Here is a 17,329-nt window from a genome sequence, read left to right on the forward strand (position 1 = left end):
TTCTGCCTTGACCTCAGATCTTCCAGGGCGTCATGTCCAGGTTCGGGTAACGCTGGGCAACTCCTGTGACGGTTTCGGCGGTCCAGTAGGGGTGGCCCGGTGGCGGGAAGCCGAAGAGCGAAAGCTGCTGTGGAGTTGCTTGGCCTACGAACCGGTACCAGGCGGGCTCGTGGCTTCGGTCGGCCCAGGCATAGCGAGTACCCCACTCCACGGAGGCTGGCCGGTAATTGAGATGCATGCTGTAGCGCGCACCCCGTGGCGTGGTCATGCCTGTGCCTCGATGGAACGTGCCCGGTTGGAATGCGACCACCGTGCCGGCTGGACCGGCACCGGACACTTCCGCCTCATAGAGGTGCGGGCTTCCGGTAGGCGAAACGAACTCGCTGACCTCCCCGCCCACGTCTGCACGCGGGTACCAGTTCGGCTTGGCAGAGAAGTCCCGGGTGCGTTGGGTGGAAAGCATGTGCGGCGGACCGAGGCCCTCGGGCACGTCGACGAGGTAGACGAACATCTCCACCTGTTGGTAGTCGGTCGCGTCCGTGGGCACGAGCAGAGTGTGGTTGAGGTAGTCGCGGTGCAGTGCTTGGTCGTAGTCAGCCGCTCCGGTGAACTTCGCCCATGCCTCGGCGGAGTAGATCCTGAGATCCTCGTCGGAGAGCAGCTCGCGCGCCAGGCCGACCAAGCGATCACTCACCGCCAGCAAGCTGAGCTCGACGCTCTCGAAGGGGAAGGCCTCAATGCCGGCGAACTCGTCTCCGATGTATCGGTCTCGCCGTGGGTCGGTCCCGTCATGGAAGCCTTCAGGTGAGGGAAACATGGTGTCTAACTCACCAAGTGCCGGTGCTAGGTCCGCTGGCGGGATGTAGCCGGGCAGGATGACAAATCCATGGGTCTGCCACTCATCCCTGATGGCCTCAAAATCCATCCGGGCAGTATGCCGATGCATCCATGGGTACGCATCTGCTTTTGGGGCTCATGCCGGCTGCGGAAGTGGCGGATCTCCTCGTCGGGCAGTCGTAGACCGTCCAGCCTCCCCGGACGGGGTCCAGGTGGAGCGCCCCACCGGACGAACGACCTGGACCCCGTCCGGGGAGGCTGGTAGCCCTCGTGGTGCCCGGCGAGGGGATCCGCGGCTGATCTCCGAGGAGGGTCGGGGTTCGGGGCGGAGCCCCGAGGTCTTCAAGGACCTGTCGTCTCGAAGCGTGGCCGGCCGGCCCGGCCGATGCCGGCCGGAGGTCGCCAGCAGGCCGGGGCCGGGCCGGCGCGGCCCGCTTGCGGGCCGCCTTGATCTGATAGAGCGGAATTCGGCAACGCAGACCGCAAGGGTTAGCCGAGCGGCATCCGCGCGACGAGTTGCCATTCGTACATGCGCCGGTCTCGGTGCATCTCGATCAGATCGACGTGGTTGATCGAGACGGTGGCGGGCTCGGGAGCCACGGATTGCACCGCCTGGACGTAGGGCTCGGATGGGCCATCGGTGGTCAGGTAGGCGACGCTGACGTGAGGCCGGTATCGGCTGGGGTCCTCGGGGACCTGGTCCTCACCGACGACGTGCCCGATGGCGGTCCGCGTCGCGGCTCGTAGTCGTTGGAGAGGCTCGACGGGCAGCGCGGGCATGACGATGGCCTCGTCAGCCACAACAACCTCCCCGAACTCGACAAACACTGCGGGCAGTTGCGTGAGCTGCTTGCCCGCTTCCTCGATGACTGCGGCCAGTGTCGCCTCGCTGGTTTCGTCGGTGAAGCCGATGCCCTGCATCGTGAGGTGTAGCCACTCATCCGGAATCAGCGTCGAGGGCGGAGCAGCGGCCAGAGCTGACCGGTAGGAGTCGGCAAGGCGGTAGAGCTCGGGTTGGTCCTCGAAGGTCACGTGGAAGGCGTAGAAGCGGCGCCCGACGCGCCACCCGGGCCGCCACCACCAGTGGTCACGGACGCGGTCGGCGTGCTGCCCCGGTGCGAGGTCTGCGAGTGACACGGCTTCTCCTGTCAGACTTCGGAGGGTGCTTCGGGCTCGATGGCCCCTGGTTCTACTTGGTAGTCGTCGATGACCATGATTCGGTCGGCGGGCCATACCGACTCTGACACTTCGAGGATGCTGCCGTCTTCGGCTCGGGCCGTGTGGATGACGTGCATGACTGGGGCACCCAGAGGTAGCGCGAGGGCTGCCGCTTCGTCGGCGGTGGGAAGGCGGGCTACCCATTGGTCCCGTGCCGTTGTGTAGCGCTTGCCGCTGAGGTCTTCCACGCAGAGGAACAGGCCCTTCGGGACGACTGTGGGTTCCTCCAGGTAGGTGCCAGCAGCGATCTCGGCGGGGATGTAGCTGGCCCCGATCTCCTCGGGCTTGCCCGTTTCCCGGTCGTAGAGGTTGCGGCGGCGAACCACGATTTCCGTGCCTGGTTCGATGCCCATGACTTCGGCGATGTGCGCGGGTACGTGGGCGCGTCCGGCAAAGACGATCTCGTGCCGGAGGTGTGAGGTCAGCAGCCGCTGATCCTTGCGCGCTCGCCCGTAGCGGTCGCGGGACCGACGGTGCAGCCGACGGCTTTCACGCACGAACGTGCCTACGCCGTGACGGGACTCGATCAGTCCTTCGGCCCGAAGCACGCCAATGGCGTTCCTGAGAGTGATTGGGCTGACTCGGAAGCGCTTTGCGAGAGCTGTCTCAGCGGGAAGCCGGTTGTCCGGCTTGAACTTGCCCTCGCGGACTTCCCTGCGTAGCTGGGCCGCGATCTGCAAGTACTTGGGTGCTTTGGCACCAAGGTCGTCGGTCATGTCTGCCCCATCCTGGGCCGGTCCTATGGAGGTCTACCCCTCTTGACCACGGTAGCGCCGATGAGGCCCGCACCTATCGGCAACATTGGTCCTATAGAGGTCTTGATGACTGGCAGCCAACCACCTACAGTCCTCTATAGGTCTTCGGACCCGCCAAGACCGGCAGAGGGCCGGCGGCGACATGAAGGAGTGCCGAGATGGCTGTCCCGAACTCGATCAAGGTTCCGGTTCCGTTCGACTACGTCTTCCCGGCGGGCGCGCTGTGCCTGGGTGTGGAGCCGGTGACGGACTTCGACAAGCGCGGCCAGGGTGACGACCAGGCGCGCGACAAGGACACGGGCGAGCGCCTGTGGGTGGTCAAGGTTCTGGACCTGGACCCGGAGGCGGGGAAGTTCGGCGGGTCGAAGGAGGTCAAGGTGAAGATCGCCGCCCCTCAGCAGCCGGTCCCGCCCGCGTCGAAGATCCCGGGCTACCCGCCGGCGGTGACGTTCTCCGACGTGACGCTGACGCCGTACGTCGACTCGCAGCGGTGCAAGGGCTCGGGGAAGTGCCGGGCGCGTCAGGCGTGGTCGATCCGCGCGGGCGCCATGACCGAGCCGACCGCCGCCGTGTCGAAGCAGGCGGCCTGACCAGAACTGCACGCGCGGGGCGGGCTCACCGACCAAGACGATTCCCGCCCCGCGCTCTGACCCTCATCTCCTTGGAAGGAGTTGGGCTGATGCCCACGCTAGCTGACGCTGCCCGCATCGTCGGGAACCCGCGCCCCGCCCCACGCCGCACGACGCACCGCCGGACCGTGATGCGGCTGGCCGGTCCCGGGATCCGGGCCGCCCGCGAGGTCTATACCACCGTCCCGTCCGACGCGGTCCGCGTGGCGGCGCTGGTGGAGATCTCCGCTGCTGCCGCTGCCCTCGCTCGGACGGTGGTGAAGCTGCGCCGCCTCGACCCGGACCTGATCGCCCCGCACGTGTCCGACCGGGTCGACCTCCGTGCCGTCCTGGGCCGGGGCCGGTGGCTGCCCACCATGACCCGCCACGTCCCGGCTCCGCTGACCGGCCCGGTCGACCTGGCGGCTCTCGGCCCGTCCCGGATCCCGGTGCGCCGCCGGGTGGTTCGCCGCCGTCCCGGTGCGCCGGGTCAGGCCGTCCTGTTCGCCGCTGCGGGTGGGGAGGGCTGAGTCGTGCCGCTGGTCAACGTGATCCGGGGTGAGCGCATCGACTCCGCCCCGCTCAACGTCCGGACGCCGTTCGTGCGTATCCCGATGTGGCTGGCCCTGTCCTGGTGGACGCTCAAGGGCCTCGCCCGGCTGGCTGCGGTCCTGGTCCGCTTCTGGTACGTGACCGCCCCGGTGCTGTTCTTCTGCTGGCTGTACTTGCGCTTCGGCTGGGTCGGTCCGGTCGGTGTCGTGGTCCTGGTCGCCGCCGTCGCGGCCGGTTGGGGTTTGGGGCATCGGTCGTCGTGGCTGCGGTTCGGGTGGTGGCCGGTCCTGGCCCGGTTCCGGCGGTGGCTGTACCGGCGCAACTGGCACGCCGCGATGGTCACCGCGAAGCTCGCCGTCTCCTTCGACTCCCACACCGTGTTGCCGGTGCTGCGGAAGGTCCAGTGCGCGGGCGGGGTCGACGTGGTGACGGTGCGGATGGTCACCGGCCAGATCCCCGACGACTTCGCCAAGGTCGCCGAACGCCTCGCCCACACCTTCGGCGTCCGCCAGGTCAAGGCGATCCCAGGGGCGCGGCCGGATGTGGTGCTGCTGCACCTGTTCCGTGGGGACCCCCTCGCCAAACTGGTGCGCCCGCTGCCGGTGCCGGCGGTCCCCGAGTTCACCGCCCTGCCGGTCGGCCGTCGTGAGGACGGCGAGGGCTATGACCTTCGGCTGTTCGGCACGCAGGTTCTCGTCGTCGGGGCGACGGGTGCGGGGAAGGGCTCGGTCATCTGGTCGCTGGTCCGCTCCCTCGCCAACGGGGTCACCTCCGGCCTGGTGCAGTTGTGGGGCCTGGACCCCAAGGGCGGCATGGAGTTGGGGATGGGCGCGCCGATGTTCGCCCGCTTCGCCCGCAAGGACTACCCGGCCATGGTGGAGCTGATCGAGGAAGCCGCCACCGTCGCCAAAGACCGCGCCGGCAAGCTCTACGGCCGCACCCGACAGCACACCCCGACGCCGGATGAGCCGCTGATCGTCGTCGTCATTGACGAGCTGGCGAACCTCACCGCCTATCTGACCGACCGGCAGTTGAAGGACCGCGTCAAGGCCGCCCTGTCGATCCTGCTCTCGCAAGGCCGCGCCGTCGGTGTGCACGTTGTCGCGGCGATTCAGGACCCGCGTAAGGAGGTGCTGCCGTTCCGGGACCTGTTCCCCACCCGCATCGGCCTGCGGCTGGCCGAAGCCGCCCAGGTGGACCTGGTGCTGGGTGAGGGGATGCGGGACCGGGGCGCGTTGTGTGACCGCATCCCACAGTCACTGCCGGGGGTGGCGTTCGTGGTCATCGACGGCGACCCCACCCCGATGCGGGTCCGGTTCTCCTACCTGACCGATGACGAGATCCGCGACATGGCCCACACCTACGGCCGTCTCCGCGTCATCGACGGCGAAGTCCTCGGAGGTGCCGCGTGAAGCCTCACCCCACCACCACCCGCACCGAGCGCGTTGAGGGCCTGGTCCTCGTCGTCATCCTCCTCCTGGTGGCCGGGTTCGCGGGCGCAGCGTCGTTCACCCACGTCAAGGAATGGACCCTCGACAACTCCCCGCCTGGGACCGGGGCGTGGTTCGGCTGGGCCAACGCCGTCATCAGCGAGTTGGTGCCCGTGGCTGCGCTGCTGACCATCCGCCGCCGACGCCGCGCCCGCCAGCCGGTCGGCTACCCGATGTTCCTGCTCGTCGCCGCCGTCGCCCTGTCCCTGGCCGCGCAGCTCGCCGTCGCCAAGCCCGGCCTGTCCGGCTGGCTGCTGTCGGCTGTCCCCGCGCTGGCGTTCATGGGCCTGTCCAAACTCGTCGTCACCACCACCCCCACCCCGGCCCCCGTCCCGGCTCCGGCTCCGGCTCCGGCCACGGCTCCTGTCTCTGCTGCTGTCTTGGCTCCTCCGGTGCCGCCGTCTGCTCCCGTCCCGGCTGCGTCCCGCCCGGTCGCGCCGCCCGCCCCGGCTGCGGCTCCTGTCCCGCCTGCTCGTCCGGTTGCGGTGGCTCCGGTGCCGCCGGCCGCGTTCACCCGCCGCAACGGCGTCCCCCTGCTCGGAGAGGTGACCCGATGACCGACCACCTGCTCACCGGCCTGCTCCTCATCGCCGCCCTCGCCGTGTTCTGCTGGGATCAGTACCGGCTCTACGCCGTGCGCTACGAGCTGGCCGCGCTGCACCGCTCGACCCTGCGTGATCCGCTGACCGGCCTGGCGAACCGCGCCGGACTCGCTCAGTCGTGGGAGCAGCTCGCCGCGTTGCGGCCGTGGGTGGTGGTGGTCGACCTGGATGGCTTCAAGCCGGTCAACGACACTCACGGCCACGCCGCCGGAGATGTCGTCCTGACCGCCGTCGCCTCCCGCCTGCGTGCCGTGCATGGCGTCGCGGCCCGCCTCGGCGGGGACGAGTTCGCCGCGCTGCTCCTGGACACCAACCCCGCCACGGCGGCCCGCCGCCTGGCCGCTGCGATCGCCGCGCCGGTCCGGCTGCCGTCCGGGGTGGCGGTGTCGGTGACCGCCAGCATCGGCCTCGCACCCGCCAGCCCGGCGGGGCTCGCCGCCGCCCTCGCCGACGCGGACGCGGCCATGTACCGGGCCAAGACCACCCGCGCCGGAGTGGCCGCGTTCGACCCGCTGCGGGACGACCACGCCACCGCCGACCCCCGGCCCCTGGTCCGCACCCGGGAACTGGCCCCGACCAAGGGGGTGAGCCGATGACCCTGTCTCCGACGCTGCCCGGCCTCGAACCCGCCACCTCGGCGAAGGCTCCGAGGCCGGGCTCCCGGGCCGCCCGGATGCTCATGCCTCGCTCCGTCGACGTCGTGGCCGACCTTGCCGCCGACTACGGCGTCTGCACCCGCCCCGTGTCCCTGCGCCGCACTGACCTCGACTCCGGGCAGACCGAGGTCATCGACATGCCCTGCGGCGCCACCCAGGAAGCCAAGTGCCCAGCCTGCGCCAAGCGGGCGCGCCGCCTGCGGCAGCAGCAGATCCGCGAGGGCTGGCATCGTGACGACGAACCCGACCCCGGTCCCCGCCCGGCGACCGAGGCGCAACAGGCGCTCATCGTCGCCCGCGCTCACCTGGAATTCGCCCGCGACGAAGCCGCCCGCACCTCACAGTGGGACCAGGTCGCGGACCTGGACGACGCCATCGCGGAACTGGAAGCCGAGATCACCACCGAAGGCATGCGCGGCCGACCCGCCCCACCCCACGCCACCGACGACGACCAGGACGGCGACGGCAAGCGACGGGTCCGCTCCACCAAACGTCGCCAGGACGCCCCGGACCTGCCCCGGCTGCCGGTGGAGAACCGCACGATCGGGCGGACGTTCGAGGGCCACGGCGGGCAGGTGTTCCGGCCGTCGATGTTCCTGACCCTCACCCTCGGCTCCTACGGCCGAGTCCACTCCGACGGCACCCCCGTCGACCCGGACGCCTACGACTACCGCCGCGCCGCCTGGGACGCCGTGCACTTCCCCCGACTCCTGGACCGCTTCTGGCAGAACCTGCGCCGCGCAGTCGGCTGGAACGTCCAATACGCGGGCGCGGTCGAGCCGCAACGCCGCCTCGCCCCGCACGCGCACTTCGCCATGCGCGGCACCATCCCCCGCGCCCTCGTCCGCCAGGTCGCCGCCGCCACCTACCACCAAGTCTGGTGGCCGCCCGCCACCGAGGTGGTCTACGAACCGGGGAGGGCGCCGCGATGGGACGCCGACGCCGCCGGCTACACCGACCCCGATACCGGGCGGCTGCTGCCGTCCTGGGATGACGCCCTGGACCTGGTCGACGCCGACCCCGACGCCACCCCGGTGCACGTCGTCCGCTTCGGCGTTCAGGTTGACGCCAAAGGCGTGCTCGCCGGGACCAAGGACGCGGATCGGTGCGTCGGCTACATCACCAAGTACCTGACCAAGCAAGCCGCCGACTGCCACGACATCACCACCGGCCGCCAACGGGCGCACCTGGAACGGCTCTGGGCCGAGCTGCGGCACACGCCGTGCTCCGAGCGGTGCGCTAACTGGCTGCTCTACGGCATCCAGCCGAAGAAGGCGCGGCCCGGGTTGAAGCCCGGCAACTGCAAGAACAAGGTCCACAAGCGGGAAACGCTCGGCATCGGTGGGCGGCGGGTGCTGATCTCCCGGCAGTGGTCCGGCAAGACGCTCACTGATCACCGGGCCGACCGCCGCGACTGGGTTAAGGCCCTGCTCGGCGTCACCACCGACGCCAACACCGCCCCGGCCGGTGGCGAGCAACGGCATGCCTGGGAACTGGCCAAGCCCACCGATCCCGACGTTCCGCCGATCGGACACCGGGTGCTACGGGCCATCTCCGAACGCATCCAATGGCGCGCCCAACTCGACGCCGCCAGACGAGCAGCCGCCGACCCGCCCGACGTTTCGGCAACCACCTCACGTCAGTCCGCAGAGCAGGAAGGGACCGCAGCATGAGCGAGAAGAAGAGCGTCCGCCCGGCTGAGGCTGCGGCCCTGCTCGGCGTCTGTCGAGACACCGTTTACGTCCTCATGCGATCCGGTCGCCTGCGGTCGATCAAAGCGGGCCGTGCTCGGCTGATACCGGTCGCGGCAATCGACCAGTTCCTGTCGGCCGATGAGGAGTTCGCGGCATGACCGGCCGGCGGCGTCGTGCTCATGGTGAGGGCTCGGTGTACGAGCAGCGGCCGGGCGTGTGGGCTGCGGTGGTCGACCTCGGGTGGATCGACGGGAAGCGTAAGCGGAAGTACGTCTACGCCAAGAGCGAGGCTGAGGCGGTCCGGAAGCGGGACGATCTGCGTCGTCAACTTCAGCTCGGGGTCGACCTCACTGCGCGGCCTCGGACGCTGGAAGCCTGGTTGACCGAGTGGCTGCGGGACGTGAAGGCGCACGATGGTACCCGGCCGTCAACGCTGGTGCGTTACCGCCTGGCCGTGAGCAAGCACCTGGTGCCGGGCCTGGGTCGGGTGAAGCTCGATCGGCTGACGCCTCGGGATGTGCAGCGGTTCCTCTCCGGTCTACGGGGCAAGCTCGCGCCGGCCAGCATCATCAAGGTGCACGCGGTGCTGCGGGTCGCCTTGGCCGACGCTGAGCGGATGGACCTGGTGCCGCGCAACGTCGCCAAGGCCGCCAAGCCGCCGGCTCTCGGCCGGACCGAGCGACGTGCCCTGACGCCGGAGGAAGCCAAGACGCTGCTGTCGGCGCTGACCGGGGACCGGCTGGAATCGCTGTTCGTCCTGGCGCTGGCGACCGGACTGCGGCGGGCTGAGCTGTTGGGCCTGCGCTGGTCGGATGTCGACTTGCCGGGGCGGGCGCTGTTCGTTCGGCAGACGCTGCAGCGCACGGATCGCGGGCTGGAGCTCGTGCCACCGAAGACGCACCGGTCGAGCCGTCCGCTGCCGCTGTCGTCCCTTGCGGTACGGGCGTTGGAGTCGCAGCGGGTTCGCCAGGCCAAGGAACGGCTCGCGGCCGGAGAGCTGTGGTCGGATCTGGGCCTGGTCTTCGCCAGCACTATCGGGACCGCGATGGAGCCGCGGAACGTCAACCGGCGCTTTGACCAGCTCCGCGCGGCGGCAGGTCTGGACTGGCTGCACCTGCACGACCTGCGCCATGCATTCGCCACGTTCCTGCTCGACCAGGGCGAGGAGCTGCGCACGGTGATGGAGCTGCTCGGGCACTCCACGATCCGGATGACGGCCGACACCTATGGGCACGTCCTGCCGGCGCGGGCTCGTCAGGCTGCCTCGGCCATTGACCGGGTCCTCGGCGAGGAAGATATGGCGTGACCGCTTGGCTGTACGAATGGCTGTACTCGGACCCGAGATCAACCGGGGAAAGTGCTGGTGGAGCCCAGGGGACTCGAACCCCTAACCCCTGCCTTGCAAAGGCAGTGCTCTGCCAGTTGAGCTAGGGCCCCGTGTCGGCGTTCAGCGCAGGTCGGGCGCCGTGGTCGCCTCGTGCCACAGGGCGCGCTCGTCGTTCGAGGCCTTGACCTTCTTGGCCACGACGGCGGCCACACCGACGATGCCGGCCAGGATCAGGAGCTTCTTGAACATGTGCTTGACCCCTCGCGCTCGACTGTCGTCGGACGATGTGCGGTGGGGCTAGCTGGAATCGAACCAGCGACCTCAGAGTTATCAGCTCTGCGCTCTAACCGACTGAGCTATAGCCCCGCGTAGCGACGAGCTAGGTTAACCCATCGCCTCCACCGCGCCCAAATCGGGGGTCTGTGGTGGAAGCACCCGCGCCACCTCGAACCTACCCGGACGCACGACGCCGGGGCGACCGCTTTACGCGGTGCCCCGGCGTCGGTCGATCAGTCCCGCTCGGCGAGCGTCAGCTCGATCCCGCCGACCAGGTCGGCGCAGACGTTGTAGACGAACGCGCTGAGCGTGGCCAGCGCGGTGAACAGCACGACGTTCACCAGGCCGATCAGCGCCGACGTCAGGATCACGCCCTTGGCGGTGATCCGGAAGCCGCCGCCACCCTGGCCGCCGCCGGCGTTCACCAGGTCGGTGAGGCTGTCGTTGACGCTCTTGAACACACCCATGGCGTCCAGCGCCAGGTAGAGCACCGACGTCGCCACGACGACCACGATGAAGAGCACCACGGACACCGCGAAGGCGAACTTCATCACCGACCACGGGTCGATCCGCTTCAGATTCAGCCGGGCCCGTCGCGGTCCGCGCGACGCGGCCGAGCTGACCGAGGTACGCGCGGCGCGTACCGCCTCACCCACGCGCGCGGCGCCGACGGCCGCCGCGCCGCTGATGCCCGGCGGCAGGCCGCCACCGTTGGCGGGCCGCGCCTGGGCGCTCGCGGCGCCGCTCGGGCGCGAGCCGTCGGGCGACGCCTTCGGGGCGGTGCCCAGGCCGGCGCCGATCCGCGGCTGCGTGCCGGTCGTCCCGGTGGAGGCCCGGCCGGCGGCCGACGGGGTGATCGGCTGGGTGTTCGTGGCGTTCGCGGGCTTGGCTGCCGGAGCGGCCAGACCGTCGGCCGACGTCGGAGCGTCGACCTTGGTCTCGGCCGAGTCCCGGGAGCCGGAGTCCTCTCCCGGCATGTCCGGAGGCGGGGCCATGCCGGGAGCCCGGGTGAACTTCGGGGCAGGCGCGTCGGCGGGAACCGTGGCCCGGCCCACAGCCGCGCGGCCGGTCGCTGGTGTGCCGCCCTGCGCGGCCTCCTCCTCGACCGGAGTGGCCGAGGTCCCCTTGTTCCCCGACTTCGCCTGTGTCTCCGTCATCAACTAGTCCTGTTCGTCAGGCTCGTCGGCATTGCGAGCAATCGCCACGATAGTCACGCCGTCCGGGAGGTCCATCAGCTTGACCCCCATTGTGTTCCGGTCACGCGTACGGCGTACAGGCTTCACCGGAGTCCGGATGACGCCGCCGTTGCTCGTGATGGCGAACAGCTCGTCCTCCGGATCGATCACGACCGCGCCGACCAGGCCACCGCGTCGCTCGGTGATCTTCGCGGTCAGCACGCCCTTACCTCCCCGGCCCTGGACCGGGTATTCCTCGATCGGGGTACGTTTCGCGTAACCCCCGTTCGTCGCGACCAGAACGTCCAGACCCTCTCGCACCACCTCGACGGCGAGCAACTCGTCCTCGCCGCTGAAGCGCATGCCGATCACCCCGGAAGTGGCCCGGCCCATCGGGCGCAGCGCCTCGTCGGTGGCGTTGAAGCGGATCGCCTGGGCGTTCTTCGACACGAGCAGCAGGTCGTCCTCCGGAGCGACCAGGACCGCACCGACCAGTTCGTCCTCATCGCGCAGGTTGACCGCGATGATGCCGCCGGAACGGTTGGAGTCGAACTCCTCGAGCCGCGTCTTCTTCACCAGGCCGTTCTTCGTGGCCAGTACCAGGTAGGGGGCCACCTGGTAGTTCGGGATTTCAATGATCTGCGCGATCTGCTCGTCGGGCTGGAACGCGAGCAGGTTGGCCACGTGCTGGCCCTTGGCCACCCTACTGGCCTCGGGAAGCTCGTACGCCTTCGCCCGGTAGACCCGACCCTTGTTCGTGAAGAACAGGATCCAGTCGTGGGTAGAGCATACGAAGAAGTGGCTGACGATGTCGTCCTGGCGGAGCGTCGCCCCGCTGACGCCCTTCCCGCCGCGCCGCTGCGACCGGTAGAGGTCGACCTTGGTCCGCTTCGCGTACCCGGTGCGGGTGATCGTCACCACCACGTCCTCGCGGGCGATGAGGTCCTCCATCGAGACCTCGCCGTCGAACGGGACGATCTTCGTGCGCCGCTCGTCGCCCCACTTCGCGACGATCTCGCCCAGCTCCTCCGAGACGATCTGCCGCTGCCGCTCCGGCTTGGCCAGGATGTCCTTGAGGTCGGCGATCTCCAGTTCGAGCTTCGCCAGGTCGTCCAGGATCCGCTGCCGCTCCAGGGCGGCGAGCCGGCGCAGCTGCATGTCCAGGATCGCGGTCGCCTGGACCTCGTCGATATCCAGCAGCCGGATCAGGCCCTGCCGGGCGTCCTCCACCGTGGGCGAGCGACGGATCAGGGCGATCACCTCGTCCAGCGCGTCCAGTGCCTTGGACAGACCGCGCAGGATGTGCGCCCGCTCCTCGGCCTTGCGCAGCCGGAACGCGGTCCGCCGCCGGATCACCTCGATCTGGTGCTCGACGTAGTAGCGGATGAACTGGGCCAGGTTGAGCGTGCGCGGCACACCGTCGACCAGCGCCAGCATGTTGGCGCCGAACGTCTCCTGGAGCTGGGTGTGCTTGTAGAGGTTGTTCAGCACCACCTTGGCGACCGCGTCGCGCTTGAGCACGAGCACGATCCGCATGCCGGTACGGCCGGAGGACTCGTCGCGGATGTCGGCGATGCCGGCGAGCTTGCCCTCCTTGATCAGCTCGGCGATGCGCTCGGCGAGGTTGTCCGGGTTGACCTGGTAGGGCAGCTCGCTGACCACGAGCGCCGGCCGGCCCCGCTTGTCCTCCTCCACCTCGACCACGGCGCGCATCCGGATCGAGCCACGCCCGGTCCGGTACGCGTCCTGGATGGCCGCCTGGCCGACGATCAGGCCGTAGGTCGGGAAGTCCGGGCCCTTGACGATCTCCAGCAGGGCTTCCAGCGTGGTGGCCTCGTCGGCCTCCGGGTGCTCCAGGCACCACTGCACGGCCGCGCCGATCTCGCGCAGGTTGTGCGGCGGGATCTTGGTGGCCATGCCGACCGCGATGCCCTCGGAGCCGTTGATCAGCAGGTTCGGGATCCGCGACGGCAGGATGGTGGGCTCCTTGGCCCGGCCGTCGTAGTTGTCCTGCAGGTCGACGGTGTCCTCGTCGATGTCCCGCAGCATCTCCATCGCCAGCGGGTCGAGCTTGCATTCGGTGTTGTGGCTGACGAAGCCGTCGGAGACGAACGAGTGGTCCTCGGTGTCCACCCGGATGCTGTAGACCGGCCGCACACCGGCGTCGGTGATCTCGGTCACCTCGGCGTAGTAGAAGCGCCCGTCGACGAGCGGCTCGACCACGTCGAGGATGCCCGGCTCGGTGATCCGGGCCGCGATCTCGTCGCGGTCCCGCTCCCAGCGCTCGATCCGGTCCACGTTGTGCCGGCGCAGCCAGTCGCGCTCGGTCCAGCGGCTCGCGCCGTGCTCACGGACGAAGTCGCCGACGAACGGCACGTGGTCGCCGGAGAGCGCGGTGCTGCTCGCCGGCACCTGGGACAGCTCGGATTCCAGCTTCGCCTGCTTGCGGCCGAGGAAGCCGATGTGGGCGGCGAAGATCCGGGCGTTCCGCCGGTTGGTGACGACGACCTTGATCTCGCCGTTGTCGTACCGGCACTGCCGGCTGACCACGCCGAACTCCAGCAGCAGCTGCTGGACCTCGCGGGCCAGCCGCGCGCTGCGGGTCGAGTAGGAGACCTGGATCGTGTGGCGGGGCAGCAGCGACGACGAACCGTCACCCTCGAACAGCGCCTGGAGGAAGGCCCGCTTGACCGCGGCCGGCCCGCGCCAGACGAACTCCGGCACGAACTTGTCGGCGCTCCGCGCTCCCACCATCTCGCCCAGCACGCTGGCCCGGAGTGCGGAGAGATCCTGTACGTCGAGCTCGTGCAGCGTGCTGCCGGAGGCGATGACCCGCTCGGCGACGTACCGGGGACCGCCGACCGCGAGGTCGTAGGCGGTAAGGACCCGGACGAAGAACTCCCGGTCCACGTTGTTGAAGCCGGCCCGCTGCTCGGACACCCACCCCTCGGACACGAACGCGCCCGCCAGCACGGCGGCCTCGACGTGCTCCAGCATCGGGTAGCCGATCTCGTCCGGCACGGTGCGTTGGAGGACCACCCGGTCGCCCGGGGAGATCTCGGCGAGCAGCTTCCACAGCAGGGTCGGCACGCCGGCCACGTTCACCAGGCAGAGCACCGGGTGGTTGTGGGTGCCGGTCAGCTCGTACCCCTCGCGGGTGCGCAGCCGCAGCGTGGGGTGCTCGCCGGAGTGGAAGAACTTGGAGGCGCGGACCAGGTCACCGTTGCGGTCACGGACCTTCAGGTCGACATCGGTCTCGCTGCTCGGTGCGGCGTCCGGCACGACGTCGGCGATCCTCACGGACCCCTCAGCGGTACGAATCCGGGCGTCGCCGACGAGGCAGTAACGCATGGCGGCGGCCGGGTCGTTTCCGGGCGAGCCGAAGTTGCCGTTGCCGTCGACCAGCGGGTAGCGCAGCGACCACGGCTGCGCCATCCGGACCAGCGCGTCGTAGATGGCCGAGTCGCCGTGCGGGTGGAACTGGCCCATCACGTCACCGACGACGCGGGAGCACTTCACGTACCCGCGGTCCGGCCGGTAGCCGGAGTCGAACATGGCGTAGAGGATCTTGCGGTGGACCGGCTTGAGCCCGTCCCGGACGTCCGGCAGGGCCCGCCCGACGATGACGCTCATGGCGTAGTCGAGGTACGAGCGCTGCATCTCGACCTCGAGGCCGACCGGCTCGATCCGGTCGTGCTGGACGACCGCCGCCAGTGTCTCCGGGGTCTCCGGCTCGTTCGGGGTGGACTCGGGAGTATCGGTCACTGTTAACCCTTATCAGACTCTTCAGTCGTGGTCTCGCTGTGGATAACGGCTGTGGAAAGCGTTCAGGCTGTGGATAACTCTGTGGACTGCCGGGCCGGCCGGTGGATGTCCGGCCGGCCCGGGCGCGTCCGTCAGATGTCCAGGAACCGCACGTCCTTGGCGTTGCGCTGGATGAACGACCGGCGAGCCTCGACGTCCTCACCCATCAGGACGCTGAACAGCTCGTCCGCGGTGGCGGCGTCGTCGAGCGTGACCTGGCGCAACGTACGCGTGGCCGGGTTCATCGTGGTCTCCCACAGCTCGGGGTAGTTCATCTCGCCGAGACCCTTGAACCGCTGGATGTCGTCCGGGCGGGCGTTGGGCTTCTTCTGCTGGCGCAGGGCGATCAGCCCGTCGCGCTCGCGGTCCGAGTACGCGTACTGGGCGTCGTCGCCCTTCTTGTTCCACTTGATCTTGTAGAGCGGCGGGGCGGCCAGGTAGACGTGGCCCAGCTCGACCAGCGGCCGCATGAAGCGGAACAGCAGGGTGAGCAGCAGCGTCTGGATGTGCTGGCCGTCCACGTCGGCGTCGGCCATCAGCACGATCTTGTGGTAGCGCAGCTTCTCGATGTCGAAGTCGTCGTGGATGCCGGTGCCGAGCGCGGTGATCAGCGCCTGCACCTCGTTGTTCTTCAGCACCCGGTCGATCCGGGCCTTCTCGACGTTGAGGATCTTGCCGCGGATCGGCAGGATCGCCTGGACGCGCGGGTCGCGGCCCTGCTTGGCCGAGCCGCCGGCCGAGTCGCCCTCGACGATGAAGACCTCGGACTCGCGCGGGTCGGTGGACTGGCAGTCGGCCAGCTTGCCGGGCATCGAGCCGGACTCCAGCAGCGACTTGCGCCGGGCGAGCTTGCGCGCCTGCTGCGCGGCGATCCGGGCGCGCGCCGCCTGGGACGCCTTCTGGATGATGATCTTCGCCTCGGCCGGGTTGCGGTCGAACCAGTCGACGAGCGACTCGTTGCAGACCCGCTGCACGAAGCCCTTCACCGGGGTGTTGCCCAGCTTGGTCTTGGTCTGACCCTCGAACTGCGGGTCGGTGAGCTTGACCGAGATGATCGCGGCCAGGCCCTCGCGGATGTCCTCACCCGAGAGGCGCTCGTCGCCCTTGAGCAGCTTCTTCTCGGCGCCGTAGCGGTTGACGACGCTCGTCAGCGCGGCCCGGAAGCCCTCCTCGTGGGTGCCGCCCTCGTGGGTGTTGATGTTGTTGGCGAAGGTGTAGACCGACTCGCCGTACGACTCGTTCCACTGCATGGCGATCTCGACCGACATGCCCGTCTCCTCGGCCCCGAACTCGACCACCGTCTTGTGGATCGGGCTCTTGGAGGCGTTGAGGTGCCGGACGAAGTCGGCGATGCCGCCCTCGTAGTGGAAGGTGACCTCGCGGGTCTTGCCGTCCTCGTCCTCCGGGACCCGCTCGTCGAGCAGGTGGATGGTGAGACCCCGGGTGAGGAAGGCCATCTCCTGGAGGCGCCGGTAGATGGTGTGGAAGTCGAAGTCGACGGTCTCGAAGACGTCCGGGTCGGGCCAGAAGGAGACGGCCGAACCGGTGCGGTCGGTCTCCTCGCCCTTCTCCAGCGGCGTCGGCTTGGAGTGGTCGTACTGCTGGCGCCAGACGAAGCCGTCCTTGTGGATCTCCACGGCCATCCGGGTGGACAGCGCGTTCACCACGGAGACGCCGACGCCGTGCAGGCCGCCGGAGACGGCGTACGCCTTGCCGTCGAACTTGCCGCCCGCGTGCAGCACGGTCAGGGCGACCTCGACACCCGGCTTCTTCAGCTTCGGGTGCAGGTCGACCGGGAAGCCACGGCCGTTGTCGGTCACCCGGACACCGCCGTCGGCCAGCAGCACCACGTCGATGGTGTCGCAGTGCCCGGCCAGCGCCTCGTCCACCGCGTTGTCGACGACCTCCCACACCAGGTGGTGCAGACCGCGCTCGCCGGTGGACCCGATGTACATACCGGGCCGCTTCCGGACCGCTTCCAGGCCCTCGAGAACGGTGATGGACTCGGCGCCGTACTTCTTGTTGTCCTCCGCTGCCACCCTCGGCCACTTTCTCGCACCGGCCGCGCGTGGGCGCGGGGGCGCGGGTTCGGCGGACAGGACGCGACGTCGGCGCGCATGGTCCGCCCCTGGGATCGCCAGGTCGGATCATGTGCGCCGGGCGCCGCGGTTGCCCGCGGATCGCGATCGGCTCGGACCCGATGCGGGACTATGATCGAGGGCCCACCGGGCCCCAGTCCGTCGCTCCGTCTCGGGTCTTTCGTCTCGCCCCCAATCTTACTGTGCGGAGCCGACCAAACCGCCACTCGGCACCCTCTCCGAGGCGGCTGAGAATG

The 17,329-nt window shown here is 69.4% G+C and carries 15 protein-coding genes and 2 tRNA genes; 8 read left to right on the forward strand and 9 right to left on the reverse strand.

Features of this window, described 5'->3' with window-relative positions:
• Nucleotides 1–13: 13 nt before the first annotated feature.
• From ACN27C_RS08430 to ACN27C_RS08440, 3 genes are all read right to left on the reverse strand, one after another.
• Nucleotides 14–925, reverse strand: coding sequence for a phytanoyl-CoA dioxygenase family protein (locus ACN27C_RS08430; protein WP_422750866.1), 912 nt, complete (start codon nt 923–925; stop codon nt 14–16).
• Nucleotides 926–1,326: 401 nt separating this feature from the next.
• The gene (locus ACN27C_RS08435) at nt 1,327–1,974 is read right to left on the reverse strand and encodes a 2'-5' RNA ligase family protein (protein WP_422750867.1); all 648 of its coding nucleotides are present in this window, start codon (nt 1,972–1,974) and stop codon (nt 1,327–1,329) included.
• Between the two features lie 11 nt (nt 1,975–1,985).
• A complete protein-coding gene (locus ACN27C_RS08440; RefSeq protein WP_422750868.1) occupies nt 1,986–2,771 on the reverse strand; it encodes a GntR family transcriptional regulator in 786 nt (261 codons plus the stop codon).
• Between the two features lie 197 nt (nt 2,772–2,968).
• On the opposite strand from ACN27C_RS08440, the gene ACN27C_RS08445 reads away from it, so the two are divergent.
• The 8 genes from ACN27C_RS08445 to ACN27C_RS08480 all read left to right on the forward strand — a co-directional run bounded on the left by ACN27C_RS08445 (nt 2,969) and on the right by ACN27C_RS08480 (nt 9,718).
• Entirely contained in the window at nt 2,969–3,400 is a 432-nt protein-coding gene (locus tag ACN27C_RS08445) for a hypothetical protein (RefSeq protein ID WP_422750869.1), read from the forward strand.
• Nucleotides 3,401–3,489: 89 nt separating this feature from the next.
• Complete coding sequence (locus tag ACN27C_RS08450; RefSeq protein ID WP_422750870.1) at nt 3,490–3,948, forward strand: hypothetical protein; 459 nt, start codon at nt 3,490–3,492, stop codon at nt 3,946–3,948.
• 3 nt (nt 3,949–3,951) lie between these two features.
• Nucleotides 3,952–5,382: an FtsK/SpoIIIE domain-containing protein gene (locus ACN27C_RS08455; RefSeq protein WP_422750871.1), complete on the forward strand. Its 1,431-nt coding sequence runs from the start codon at nt 3,952–3,954 to the stop codon at nt 5,380–5,382.
• Nucleotides 5,379–6,017 carry a DUF2637 domain-containing protein gene (locus tag ACN27C_RS08460; protein WP_422750872.1) on the forward strand — a complete coding sequence of 213 codons (639 nt, stop codon included), beginning with the start codon at nt 5,379–5,381 and terminating at the stop codon, nt 6,015–6,017. Before ACN27C_RS08455 ends, ACN27C_RS08460 begins: the two co-directional genes overlap by 4 nt.
• On the forward strand, nt 6,014–6,658 hold the full coding sequence (locus ACN27C_RS08465; RefSeq protein WP_422750873.1) for a GGDEF domain-containing protein: 645 nt from the start codon (nt 6,014–6,016) through the stop codon (nt 6,656–6,658). The genes ACN27C_RS08460 and ACN27C_RS08465 overlap by 4 nt, the downstream gene beginning before the upstream one ends.
• Nucleotides 6,655–8,391 (forward strand): replication initiator, encoded by a 1,737-nt coding sequence (locus tag ACN27C_RS08470; protein WP_422750874.1) that lies wholly within the window; start codon nt 6,655–6,657, stop codon nt 8,389–8,391. The genes ACN27C_RS08465 and ACN27C_RS08470 overlap by 4 nt, the downstream gene beginning before the upstream one ends.
• Entirely contained in the window at nt 8,388–8,570 is a 183-nt protein-coding gene (locus ACN27C_RS08475) for a helix-turn-helix domain-containing protein (RefSeq protein ID WP_364736102.1), read from the forward strand. The genes ACN27C_RS08470 and ACN27C_RS08475 overlap by 4 nt, the downstream gene beginning before the upstream one ends.
• Nucleotides 8,567–9,718, forward strand: a complete 1,152-nt coding sequence (locus ACN27C_RS08480) for a tyrosine-type recombinase/integrase (RefSeq protein ID WP_422750875.1) — start codon at nt 8,567–8,569, stop codon at nt 9,716–9,718. Before ACN27C_RS08475 ends, ACN27C_RS08480 begins: the two co-directional genes overlap by 4 nt.
• Before the next feature lie 55 nt (nt 9,719–9,773).
• Here the strand turns inward: ACN27C_RS08480 and ACN27C_RS08485 are convergent.
• The 6 genes from ACN27C_RS08485 to gyrB form a co-directional block, all read right to left on the reverse strand.
• Nucleotides 9,774–9,849: transfer RNA gene (locus ACN27C_RS08485), tRNA-Ala, on the reverse strand.
• Between the two features lie 10 nt (nt 9,850–9,859).
• The gene (locus ACN27C_RS08490; RefSeq protein ID WP_013283222.1) at nt 9,860–9,988 is read right to left on the reverse strand and encodes a DLW-39 family protein; all 129 of its coding nucleotides are present in this window, start codon (nt 9,986–9,988) and stop codon (nt 9,860–9,862) included.
• Nucleotides 9,989–10,031: 43 nt separating this feature from the next.
• Nucleotides 10,032–10,105: transfer RNA gene (locus tag ACN27C_RS08495), tRNA-Ile, on the reverse strand.
• 143 nt (nt 10,106–10,248) lie between these two features.
• The gene (locus tag ACN27C_RS08500) at nt 10,249–11,172 is read right to left on the reverse strand and encodes a DUF3566 domain-containing protein (RefSeq protein ID WP_422750876.1); all 924 of its coding nucleotides are present in this window, start codon (nt 11,170–11,172) and stop codon (nt 10,249–10,251) included.
• Nucleotides 11,173–11,175: 3 nt separating this feature from the next.
• A complete protein-coding gene (gene gyrA, locus ACN27C_RS08505) occupies nt 11,176–14,955 on the reverse strand; it encodes an intein-containing DNA gyrase subunit A (protein WP_422750877.1) in 3,780 nt (1,259 codons plus the stop codon).
• Between the two features lie 131 nt (nt 14,956–15,086).
• Nucleotides 15,087–17,033, reverse strand: a complete 1,947-nt coding sequence (gene gyrB / locus ACN27C_RS08510) for a DNA topoisomerase (ATP-hydrolyzing) subunit B (RefSeq protein WP_120572508.1) — start codon at nt 17,031–17,033, stop codon at nt 15,087–15,089.
• Between the last annotated feature and the right edge of the window lie 296 nt (nt 17,034–17,329).

Source organism: Micromonospora sp. WMMD1219 (assembly GCF_049315215.1).
In the GTDB taxonomy this organism is placed as follows: domain Bacteria; phylum Actinomycetota; class Actinomycetes; order Mycobacteriales; family Micromonosporaceae; genus Micromonospora; species Micromonospora tulbaghiae.